General features: G+C 61.1%; 12 protein-coding genes. 6 read left to right on the plus strand and 6 right to left on the minus strand.

The window, feature by feature from the left end; all coding sequences use genetic code 11:
- Positions 1–124 precede the first annotated feature (124 nt).
- Both earP and HX814_RS06535 read left to right on the plus strand, forming a co-directional pair.
- Positions 125–1,258: an elongation factor P maturation arginine rhamnosyltransferase EarP gene (earP, locus tag HX814_RS06530; RefSeq protein ID WP_177008073.1), complete on the plus strand. Its 1,134-nt coding sequence runs from the start codon at positions 125–127 to the stop codon at positions 1,256–1,258.
- A gap of 49 nt (positions 1,259–1,307) precedes the next feature.
- Complete coding sequence (locus HX814_RS06535; RefSeq protein WP_003218698.1) at positions 1,308–1,880, plus strand: elongation factor P; 573 nt, start codon at positions 1,308–1,310, stop codon at positions 1,878–1,880.
- A gap of 67 nt (positions 1,881–1,947) precedes the next feature.
- On the opposite strand, the gene HX814_RS06540 is transcribed toward HX814_RS06535, so the two are convergent.
- The 4 genes from HX814_RS06540 to HX814_RS06555 all read right to left on the minus strand — a co-directional run bounded on the left by HX814_RS06540 (position 1,948) and on the right by HX814_RS06555 (position 5,143).
- A complete protein-coding gene (locus HX814_RS06540; RefSeq protein ID WP_177008072.1) occupies positions 1,948–2,964 on the minus strand; it encodes an alpha/beta hydrolase in 1,017 nt (338 codons plus the stop codon).
- A 25-nt stretch (positions 2,965–2,989) separates the two neighbouring features.
- A complete protein-coding gene (locus tag HX814_RS06545; protein ID WP_003218695.1) occupies positions 2,990–3,409 on the minus strand; it encodes an organic hydroperoxide resistance protein in 420 nt (139 codons plus the stop codon).
- A 253-nt stretch (positions 3,410–3,662) separates the two neighbouring features.
- A complete protein-coding gene (locus HX814_RS06550) occupies positions 3,663–4,115 on the minus strand; it encodes a MarR family winged helix-turn-helix transcriptional regulator (RefSeq protein ID WP_003218693.1) in 453 nt (150 codons plus the stop codon).
- 77 nt (positions 4,116–4,192) lie between these two features.
- The gene (locus HX814_RS06555; protein WP_177008071.1) at positions 4,193–5,143 is read right to left on the minus strand and encodes a LysR family transcriptional regulator; all 951 of its coding nucleotides are present in this window, start codon (positions 5,141–5,143) and stop codon (positions 4,193–4,195) included.
- Between the two features lie 108 nt (positions 5,144–5,251).
- Here HX814_RS06555 and HX814_RS06560 point away from each other — a divergent pair, with 108 nt between their 5' ends.
- Positions 5,252–6,001, plus strand: coding sequence for a sulfite exporter TauE/SafE family protein (locus HX814_RS06560; RefSeq protein WP_177008070.1), 750 nt, complete (start codon positions 5,252–5,254; stop codon positions 5,999–6,001).
- Here HX814_RS06560 and HX814_RS06565 read toward each other — a convergent pair.
- Positions 5,991–6,872 carry a LysR family transcriptional regulator gene (locus tag HX814_RS06565; protein ID WP_023659060.1) on the minus strand — a complete coding sequence of 294 codons (882 nt, stop codon included), beginning with the start codon at positions 6,870–6,872 and terminating at the stop codon, positions 5,991–5,993. The genes HX814_RS06560 and HX814_RS06565 overlap by 11 nt on opposite strands.
- A gap of 70 nt (positions 6,873–6,942) precedes the next feature.
- Here HX814_RS06565 and HX814_RS06570 point away from each other — a divergent pair, with 70 nt between their 5' ends.
- Together HX814_RS06570 and HX814_RS06575 are read left to right on the plus strand one after the other, a co-directional pair.
- Positions 6,943–7,149 carry a DUF1127 domain-containing protein gene (locus tag HX814_RS06570; protein ID WP_003218685.1) on the plus strand — a complete coding sequence of 69 codons (207 nt, stop codon included), beginning with the start codon at positions 6,943–6,945 and terminating at the stop codon, positions 7,147–7,149.
- 45 nt (positions 7,150–7,194) lie between these two features.
- On the plus strand, positions 7,195–8,424 hold the full coding sequence (locus HX814_RS06575; protein WP_008437776.1) for a winged helix-turn-helix domain-containing protein: 1,230 nt from the start codon (positions 7,195–7,197) through the stop codon (positions 8,422–8,424).
- On the opposite strand, the gene HX814_RS06580 is transcribed toward HX814_RS06575, so the two are convergent.
- The gene (locus HX814_RS06580) at positions 8,404–9,750 is read right to left on the minus strand and encodes a class II 3-deoxy-7-phosphoheptulonate synthase (protein WP_003218681.1); all 1,347 of its coding nucleotides are present in this window, start codon (positions 9,748–9,750) and stop codon (positions 8,404–8,406) included. The two genes, HX814_RS06575 and HX814_RS06580, sit on opposite strands and share 21 nt — an antisense overlap.
- Before the next feature lie 118 nt (positions 9,751–9,868).
- Here HX814_RS06580 and HX814_RS06585 point away from each other — a divergent pair, with 118 nt between their 5' ends.
- A complete protein-coding gene (locus HX814_RS06585; protein ID WP_177008069.1) occupies positions 9,869–10,624 on the plus strand; it encodes a spermidine synthase in 756 nt (251 codons plus the stop codon).
- Positions 10,625–10,787 lie beyond the last annotated feature (163 nt).

Below are 10,787 nucleotides of genomic sequence, written 5' to 3' on the forward strand. Positions count from 1 at the left end.
TCCTGGCAGGCACGTGCGGCATGGCGCCGATTGTCCCACAGCCGCGCGCAGAATAATCGCGATCAACCCTTCTGTATCGAGGCATTTATACGGACAATCGAGCCTTTGAGCGTTGGAGCCCGGAATGAAAGCCCGCTGGGATATTTTTTGCAGCGTCGTCGATAACTACGGCGACATCGGCGTGACCTGGCGCCTGGCCCGGCAATTGGTGGCGGAACAAGGGTGTGCGGTGCGCTTGTGGGTCGATGACCTGCGGGCGTTCGAACGCATGTGCCCCGAGATTGATGTGCAGGTGCACCAGCAATGGCAAGAGGGCGTCGACGTGCGCTACTGGCCCTCCGACTGGCCGGCGGCCGACGCGGCAGACGTGGTGATCGCTGCGTTCGCCTGTCAATTGCCGCCTGACTACATGGAGGCGATGGCCGCACGCGACCGCACGCCGCTGTGGATGAACCTGGATTACCTGAGCGCCGAAGACTGGGTGGTCGGCTGCCACGGTTTGCCCTCGGTGAAATTCAAGGGCGTGCAAAAGTACTTCTTCTTTCCCGGATTCCGTCCCGGCACCGGCGGTTTATTGCGTGAGGCGGGGCTGCTGGAACAGCGCGATGCCTTCCAGCAAGACGCCGCCGCCCGGCAGCAGTTTCTGCAGGCGCTTGGGGTTTTCCCGGTGGACGGTGCGCGGATGATGTCGTTGTTCGCCTATGAAAACGCCGGGCTGGCCAGTTGGCTCGACGTGCTGGCGGCCGATGGGCGCGCCACTCATCTGCTGGTGCCGGAAGGGCGGATCCTCGGAGATGTGCAGGGCTGGTTGGGGGTCGAGTCATTGGAAGTAGGTGATGTGCACCGGCGCGACGGGTTGACCGTGCAAGTGCTGCCGTTTGTGCGCCAGGAGCAATACGACCGGCTGTTGTGGTGCTGCGACTTCAACGCCGTGCGCGGCGAAGACTCGTTCGTGCGGGCGCAATGGGCCGGGCGGCCACTGTTGTGGCATATCTATCGCCAGGACGAAGACATTCACCTGGACAAGCTCGATGCGTTCCTTGAGCTGTATACCGAAGGTCTGTCTCCGGCTGCGAAAGTCGCGTTGGTCGGCCTTTGGCAGGCCTGGAACGCTGATGGCGATATGGCACTTTGCTGGAAAATGCTGCTGGAACACTGGCCGGAAGTGACCGCGAACGCCGAGAAATGGGCTCTGGAACAAGGCTCGCGGACCGATCTTGCGACGGCGCTGGTACAGTTTTATGTAAATTGGATATGATACGCGACCTTGATTTTTGTAAATCCCATCCAAATTTCGGATATTCGCAATGAAAACTGGTAAAGAACTGAAACCCGGTACAGTGATCCGTCTCGAAAACGACCCTTGGCTGGTTCAGAAAGCTGAGTTCACCAAGTCTGGTCGTAACAGCGCAATCATGAAGACCAAGCTGAAGAACCTGCTGACCGGTTACAAGACCGAGATCGTCTACAGCGCCGATGACAAACTGGACGACGTGATCCTCGACCGCAAAGAAGCGACCCTGTCCTTCATCAGCGGCGACACCTACACGTTCATGGACACCACCGACTACACCATGTACGAGCTGAACGCTGAAGACATCGAAGCCGTTCTGCCGTTCGTGGAAGAAGGCATGGAAGACGTCTGCGAAGCTATCTTCTTCGAAGACCGTCTGGTTTCCGTAGAGCTGCCGACCACTATCGTGCGTAAGGTTGCCTACACCGAAGGTTCCGCTCGCGGCGACACTTCGGGCAAGGTGATGAAGCCTGCCAAGCTGGCTAACGGTACCGAACTGCAAGTAGCCGATTTCATCGAAATCGACGACCTGATCGAGATCGACACCCGTGAAGGTGGTTCGTACAAAGGTCGCGCCAAGAAGTAATTCTTGCGCCACCGGTACGATAAAAAAAGCCCGACCATGCGTCGGGCTTTTTTGTGGGTGCCGGTTTTTACTTCAGGTGTTGCTTCAGCTCCTCGGACGCCTGCAGCAGCGCCGAACGAACCTCCGGTACCTCGCTGACGACATTCAACAAACCGTAGTCATGGATCATGCCGTTGTAGCGCACGGCGGTCACCGGTACACCGGCTTCATCCAGCTTGCGGGCATAGGCTTCGCCTTCGTCACGCAGCACGTCCGAGCCTGCGGTCTGAATCAACGCAGGTGGCAAACCCTTGAGCTGCGCGGTGCTTGCCCGCAGGGGCGACGCATAGATCTCGGCGCGCTGGTTGGTGTCGGTGGTGTAGTTGTCCCAGAACCACTTCATCATGTTGCGGGTCAGGAAGTGGCCTTCGGCAAACTGGTTGTAGGACCCGGTGTCGAAGTTGGCGTCGGTCACCGGCCACAACAGCAGTTGGAACTTGATTGACGGTGTGCCCTTGTCCTTGGCCATCAGGCTGACCACCGCTGCCATGTTGCCGCCGACGCTGTTGCCGGCGACGGCCAGGCGTTTGCCATCAACGTTGATCTCGCTGCCGTGTTCGGCCACCCACTTGGTTGCCCCGTACGCCTGGTTGATCGCCACCGGGTAGTGCGCTTCAGGTGATGGCGTGTAGTTGACGAACACCGCCGCCGCTCCCGACCCCACCACCAGGTCACGTACCAGACGCTCGTGGGTCGGGAAATCCCCGAGTACCCAGCCACCGCCGTGGAAGAACATGAACACCGGCAATGTGCCCTTGACCCCGGCCGGACGCACGATGGTCAGGCTCAGCGGCTGGCCATCGACCTGAATGGTCTTCTGGCTCACGTCGGCCTTGGGCAGCGTCAGTTTCACGCCTGACTGTGCACCTGTCAGCACCGCACGGGCTTCCCTGGGCGTCAGTTGCTCCATCGGTTTGCCGGTGCCGGCGTTCAGTACATCGAGAAACGCCTGGGTGTTGTGCTCCACGTCACCGCCGGCCGCAAAGGCATTGGTGATCGAGAAGGCGAGCAGAGTGCCGGTGAGTACTTTGCCAAATGTGTTCATGTTCTTCTCCAAAAAACCGCGTGGGTCAGACGGTTACGTGCAGGCGTACATCGACGTTGCCACGGGTGGCGTTGGAGTAAGGGCAGACCTGGTGCGCAGCGTCGACCAGGCTTTGCGCGTCGTCCTGGGCCAGGCCGGGCAAGCTGACGTGCAGGTCGATGTCCAGGCCGAAACCGCCGGGGATTTGACCGATGCCGACGTGGGCAGTGATCGAAGCGTCATCCGGGATTTTGCGTTTGGTCTGGCTGGCGACGAATTTCAGGGCACCGATGAAGCAGGCGGAGTAACCGGCGGCGAACAGTTGTTCCGGGTTGGTGGCCTGGCCACCCGCGCCGCCCAGTTCTTTTGGCGTGGAGAGTTTTACATCGAGGATGTTGTCGCTGGAAACAGCACGACCATCACGGCCGCCGGTGGCGGTGGCTACTGCGGTGTAGAGAGCTTGCATGGTGATTTCCTCGTCAGTGTTTGCGCTAAATGTTTGCGCGCTAAGTAAGTGGCGAGGTGAATGTATCGCGCTAATAGTTAGTGCGCAAGATATATTTGGAAAATATTTTGCGCGCTTTGATAGCCAGGCATTGCACAAACAAATGTGGGAGCGGGCTTGCTCGCGAATGCGGTGTGACAGTCACTAGATGCATTGACTGATCCACCGCATTCGCGAGCAAGCCCGCTCCCACATTTTTTGATGCGTGGTGCCTTTAGAGGGAGACTTGCAGGTTTTTTCGCAGTGCCAGTAAATCGCCCTGCAGCTTGCGCAACTGCTCGATGTCCAGCCCGCTGGCGCCCAGGATGCACTGTGGAATATCCATGGCTTTGTCCCGCAGGGCGCGCCCGGCCTCGGTCAATTCAACCACCACCACGCGCTCGTCTTCGCGGCTGCGGGTGCGGCTGAGCAGGCCTTCGGCTTCCAGGCGCTTGAGCAGCGGCGTCAGGGAGCCGGGATCCGTCAGCAGGCGATTGCTGATTTCGCCTACGGTCAAGCCATCCTCTTCCCACAGCACCATCATGGCCAGGTACTGCGGATAGGTCAGGCCAAGGGCTTGCAGCAGCGGTTTGTAGACCTTGGTCATCAACAACGAGGTGGAATGCAGGGCAAAACACAGCTGGTTGTCGAGCAACAAGGATTCGCAGGTATCGAGGGGCTTGGTCATGGCAGTGCCTTAAAACGTGTCTGGTTTCGAATCTAGCGGGCAAATCTTTAACGCGCCAGACAATTCTGTCCGGGCGGTCAACCCAGGCCGCTTTGCAGTGCCAGGTCCCAGGGCGGCACAGGGCTGAAGCGCGCCTTGAGGTATTCCAGCAACAAGCGGCTGCGGGCGTTGGCGTGTTGCTCCAGGCGGAGCGCATAGATGCCCGCGGTTTCAGGCGTCGGCAGGCCGTTCTCGCAGAACAGCGGGACCAGTTCACCGCGCACCAGGTATTCACTGGCGAGCCAGGTGGGCAGATGCGCAACACCCAGCCCGGCCAGCGCGCCTGAAAGCAGGGCTTCGGCGTTATTGGCGCTCATGCGAATGCGCTGCGGGCGGTAGGTGGATTTGCGCCCATCGAGCTCAAAACGCCAGGCGAACATCGGTGCCAGGCCTTCCCAGTCCAGGCCGTCATGCTCGCTTAACTGGCTGGGATGGGTCGGCGTGCCACGGTTTTTCAGGTAGGCCGGGCTTGCGCAAGCGATACGCACGATGCTGGCCAGTGGCGTGGCAATCAGCCGGGTGTCGACGATATGCCCGGCCCGCAGCACCAGGTCGACCTTGCCCAGATGCTCGCCCTGCATGTCGACAAAGCTGTCGATCAAGTGCAGGTGCACGTCCAGTCCCGGATAGACGTTGAGAAAGTCAGCGATGGCAGGCGCCAAATGCCGCCTGCCGAAAGCCGCCGGTGCGTCCACGCGGATCAACCCTTCAGGCGCATGACTCAGCGACACCGCTTCGGCCCGCGCCAGTTGCAGCTCGCTGACAATCCGCCGGGCGCGCTCGGCAAACGCCAGGCCGGCGGGCGTCGGCACCACCGCATGGGTGCTGCGTTGAAACAGCCGGCTACCCACCGAGCTTTCCAGGCTGTCGATGCGCCGCGCCACGGCCGAGGGCGTGAGCGGGTGACGGCGCGCGGCTGCGGAAAAGCTGCCGGCTTCCAGTACGTCGAGAAACAGGCTCAGTTGATCGGTCAATGTATTGGGGTTCATCAGCGTCTGCTTGTGCGAGATTGGCACAGCCATTGTGCGTTGCTGTGCGTTTCCGCACCAGAGCGGACTGCGTAGCATGCAAGGCCTGGGAACAGCAGGAGCGAGCGGGTGGCAGATTTAGCGTTGTATTTAATGCTGGGCGTAGCGTTGGGCACGGTCGGTGGCTTGTTCGGCATCGGCGGCGGGCTGATTGCCATTCCCGTGCTGGGAGTATTTTTCGGCCTCGACCAGCAGATCGCCCAAGGCACGGCCCTGGTGATGGTGGTGCCGAATGTGATGCTGGCGTTGTGGCGTTATCACCAGCGCAACCGGATTGAATTGCGTCATGCACTGCCGTTGGGCGTGATGGGTTTTTCCTTCGCCTGGCTGGGCTCGATCTGGGCGGTGGGGATCGATGCTGACGTGATGCGGGTGGGTTTTATCGCGTTTCTGCTGGTATTGGCGTCCTACAACCTGCTGCGAATGTTTACCCACAATGCACCGCCGTCAGCGCAGATGCGTTATTCCTGGCCGTGGCTTGGGGTGTTGGGCGCGGCGTCGGGCTCCATGGGTGGCTTGTTCGGGGTGGGCGGTGCAGTGGTTGCCACGCCGGTGCTGACCAGCATCTTCGGCACCAGCCAGGTGGTGGCCCAAGGGCTGTCGCTGGCCCTGGCTCTGCCGAGCACCAGCGTGACCCTGGTGACCTACGCCTGGCACCACGAAGTGGACTGGATGATCGGCGTGCCTTTGGCCGTCGGCGGTTTGCTCAGTATCAGTTGGGGCGTGAAAGTCGCCCACGCCATGCCGGAGCGCATGTTGCGCGGGCTGTTCTGCGGGTTCCTGGCGGTGTGTGCGGTGATGCTGACGTTTAAAGTTTGAAGCCTTCGAGGATGTATTCGGCGAGGCATTCGGTAATCGGCGAGGTGGTGCGCGGGTTGCGCAACAGCCGCAGGTTGACCGACGGCAGCGGCGGAAAACCGTCCGCTGTGCCCAATATGCGCAGGTCTTCGGTCACCAGGCTTTCCATATTGATCGTGACGGCCAGGCCGGCACCCACCACTGCGAGGATCGCGGCCCCGTTGGAGCTGTGATACGCCAGTCGGTACTCCTGCCCCTGGGCGTCCAGCGCGGCGCGTGCCCACTGCGTGCAAAAACTGTCGAGGCCGGAAATGGCCAGGGGCAGGGCGCTGTGCTCATCCATGCAGAAGCACGGCGCCGCCACCCACACCATGCGTTCATGGCGCAGCAGTTCGCCGATTTCATTTCCCGGTTCGCGGCTGATAACGGTCAGGTCGAGGTCCCGGCGCTGCATCAGCACCGGCGACGACTCACAGTGCATTTCAATCTGGATCAGCGGGTAAGCCTTGGAGAAGCGCTTGAGAATCCCCGGCAAGTAGCGCATCACGTAATCGTCGGGTGTGCCGATGCGCACCAACCCGACCATGTGCGGCTCGCGCAGGGTGTTGAACACCTCGCTGTGCAACTTCAGGATCCTGCGGGCATAGCCCAATAGCACCTGGCCTTCCGGAGTCAGCCGCACCTGGCGACCATCGCGCTCGAACAACTTGCGCTGCAATACATCTTCTTCCAGGCGTTTCATCTGCATGCTCACCGCCGACTGGGTGCGGTTGACCTGCTCGCCGGCGCGGGTAAAGCCCCCTTGATCAGCGATGGCGACGAAGGTGCGCAGCACCTCGGTGTCGATACTCGGGTAGCTGGACAATTGATCAATCTCCGAGATGTATTGCATAAGAAACATTCGTTGGATTGATCATAGCGCCAGGCACAGACTTCAGTCATCCCCACTGGAGGGCGAGATGATGAAAGGTCAAAGAGGCTTTGTACTGATGGCGAAGCGGCCGTTTTCCGGGCTGCTTCAACTGGGTTCCCGGTGGATGGCCGTGCACCGTGAGCGTCAGCTGTTGATGAGCATGAGCGATGAGGCGCTCAAGGACATCGGGCTCAACCGTGGCGATGTCGAGCAGGAAAGCCGCCGGCATTTTTGGGAAGACCCGCTGCGAAAATGACTCGGGATGCAGTAGGGTGGTTCGCGAGCACACAAGGAGATGCCCATGCCCGCAGAACTGTCCTTTTCCCTCAAGCAGGCGCGACGCCTGGCGCTGGCCGCCCAGGGTTTTTCCGGGCGCCAGCCGCCGGCGTTGATCAAGGCGGCGCAGGTCAATCGCCTGGTTGAGCGTTTGGGCGTGTTGCAGATTGATTCGGTAAATGCGGTGGTGCGTTCGCACTACCTGCCGCTGTTTTCCCGTCTGGGGCATTACTCTCCGTTGATTCTAGAACAGGCCGCCTGGAGTTCGGGGCGGCGCCGCTCGCTGTTCGAATATTGGGGGCATGAGGCGTCGTTGTTGCCAATGGCGCTGTACCCATTGATGCGCTGGCGCATGGAACGGGCGGCCCGGGGGCAGGGGATCTATCAGCAAATGGCGCGTTTTGGTCGCGAGCAGCAGGCCACCATCGCCCGGGTGCTGGGCATCGTCGAACAACAAGGCGCCCTGGGTGCGGGCAGTTTGTCGACCCGCGAGGAGCGCGCCGGCCCGTGGTGGGACTGGAGCGATGAAAAGCATGCGCTGGAATGGTTGTTCGCCGCCGGCCAGGTGACCGTCGCCGGGAGGCGGGGTTTTGAGCGTTTGTATGACCTGCCGGAGCGTGTGATCCCGGCCGACATTCTCCAGCAACCCCCCTTGGACGAGGCTGAGGCGCAACGCGGTTTGCTGCTGCACAGCGCCACGGCGCTGGGGGTGGGCACTGAAAAAGACCTGCGCGACTACTTCCGTCTGGACCCGGCCGACAGCCGTGGGCGCCTGGCGGAGCTGGTCGAGGATGGGCAATTGATCACCTGCGAAGTCCAGGGCTGGAAGCAACCGGCCTATTGCCTGCCCGAGCCGAAAGTCCCGCGCAAGGTGCCTGCCAGCGCACTGTTATCGCCTTTTGATTCGCTGATCTGGGAGCGCAGCCGTACCGAGCGGTTGTTCGATTTCCGCTATCGCCTGGAGATCTACACGCCCCAGGACAAGCGGGTATATGGCTACTACGTGCTGCCGTTCCTGCACAACGAGCGGATCGCCGCGCGCGTGGATCTGCGGGCGGAACGGGCGGCCGGACGCCTGGCGGTGCACGCCGTTCACGAGGAAGAGCCGGGGTTGGACGAGGAGGGCATGCGCGCGCTGGCCCTGAATCTGCGGCAGATGGCCGACTGGCTCGGGCTTGAGCAGATACAGCTCAATTGCCAGCGGGCCAGTGCGGCACGGTTGCGGGTAGAGCTTTTAACGCTTGACCTGTTTTAGCGTCTCGGCGATCAGGAATGCCAATTCCAGCGACTGATCGGCATTCATCCGTGGGTCGCAGTGGGTGTGGTAGCGGTCCGACAACCCGTCTTCGGTAATCGGCCGTGCGCCACCGATGCACTCGGTGACGTTCTGCCCGGTCATCTCGATATGAATCCCGCCGGCGTAAGTGCCTTCGGCTTCATGCACCTGGAAGAACTCCTTCACCTCACTGAGAATCTGCGCGAAGTCCCGGGTCTTGTAGCCGCTGCTGGCCTTGATGGTGTTGCCGTGCATCGGGTCGGAACTCCACAGCACCTGCTTGCCCTCGCGCTGTACCGCGCGGATCAGGTTGGGCAGATGGTCGCCGACCTTGTTGGCACCCATGCGCGCAATCAGGTTCAGGCGGCCCGGGTCGTTGTCCGGGTTGAGGATGTCGATCAGGCGGATCAGGTCGTCGGGGTTCATGCTCGGGCCGACCTTGACCCCGATCGGGTTGTTCACCCCGCGCAGGAATTCGACGTGGGCACCGTCAAGTTGGCGGGTGCGATCACCGATCCAGAGCATGTGTGCCGAGCAGTCGTAATAGTCGTTGGTCAGGCTGTCGCGGCGCACGAAGGCTTGTTCGTAGTTGAGCAGCAGCGCTTCGTGGGCGGTGAAGAAACTGGTCTCGCGCAGTTGCGGCGAGCTGTCCATGCCACAGGCACGCATGAAGGCCAGGGTTTCGTCGATGCGGTCGGCCAGTTGGCTGTACTTCTCGGCCAGGGCGGAGTTGGCGATGAAGTCCAGGTTCCACTTGTGCACCTGGTGCAGGTCGGCAAAACCGCCCTGGGCAAACGCCCGCAGCAGGTTCAGGGTGGCGGTGGACTGGTGGTAGGACTGCAGCAGGCGGTCCGGATCGGGCACGCGGCTTTTTTCGTCGAAGCCGATACCGTTGACGATATCGCCGCGGTAGGCGGGCAGGGTGATGCCGTCGATGGTTTCATCGTTGGAAGAGCGCGGCTTGGCGAACTGGCCCGCCATACGCCCGACCTTGACCACCGGGCAGCCGGCAGCGAAGGTCATCACAATCGCCATCTGCAGCAGCACCTTGAAGGTGTCTCGGATTTTTGCCGCCGAGAACTCGGCAAAACTCTCGGCGCAATCGCCGCCTTGCAACAGGAAGGCGCGACCCTGGGTCACCTCGGCAAACTGACGGCGCAACTCACGGGCTTCACCGGCAAACACCAGCGGCGGATAGCTCGCCAGGTTTTGCTCGACCTGCGACAAATGCGCGGCGTCAGGGTACTGGGGTTGTTGCTGGATCGGCAGGGCGCGCCAGCTGTCGGGGCTCCAGGGTTGGCTCATCATGAACTCGAGTGATTTGCGGTCGGGCCGTCATGTTATCAGCAATTAGTACGTGACCTGCTGCCGCCGGTTCGCCCACAATCCCGGCTTTCCCGTTGGCACGCCGTTAGGAGTTGCAATGTCTGAGGAGCGCGTCGAGCGCCTGCTGGCCGAGGTCCATGATGACTTCGGCATGATCCGCGTGCTGGAAGTGGCCGATTACCGCTTTCTCGAGTTTGGCGATGCCATCGAGCAGAGTTGTGTGTTTACTGCTGACCCGAGCTGGTTGGAGTATGACTACACCCGCGCGATGCTGATTGGGGCGTTGTGCCATGAGCAGCCGGAGAGTGCGTTGTTCCTGGGCTTGGGCGCTGGGACGTTGACCCAGGCTTGCCTGAAGTTTCTGCCTTTGGATGATGTGGAAGCCATCGAACTGCGGCCTGATGTGCCGCGTCTGGCCATTGAGTACTTGGGGCTGGATGATGATCCTCGGCTGTATATCCGCGTTGGGGATGCGTTGGAATTGCTGCCTTCGGCTGAGTCGGCGGACCTGATTTTTGTCGACCTGTATACGGATGTTGGCCCTGGGGTTGGGCACCTGGCCTGGACGTTTCTGGAGAATTGCCAGAAGAAGCTGAACCCGGGGGGGTGGTTGGTGATTAATCAGTGGGCTACGGATGATGGGAAGCCGTTGGGAGCGGCGTTGTTGCGTGGGTTGTATCACCGGCATTATTGGGAGTTGCCGGTGAAGGAGGGGAATGTGATTTTGCTGGTGCCGGCGGATCTGGATCAGTTGCTTGATGTGGCGGCGTTGTCGGCGCGGGCTGAGGCGTTGGCGCCGCGGTTGGGGTATTCGTTGCAGTCGCTGATCAAGGCGATTCGGCCGGCTACGTAGGGGTTTGATTGTGTACATATCCGTTGCTGCGGTAACGGCCGCTTATGGTTCCGCTCTTACAGCGGGTCACTTTTGGCAAACGCCCCAAAAGTAACCAAAAGGTCTTTGCCCCACCACTCGGTGCCTCGCTTAGGCTCGGCATGCCCGCACTCCGGCCCGGTTC

This window comes from Pseudomonas sp. C8002, assembly GCF_013385765.1.
Classification (GTDB): domain Bacteria; phylum Pseudomonadota; class Gammaproteobacteria; order Pseudomonadales; family Pseudomonadaceae; genus Aquipseudomonas.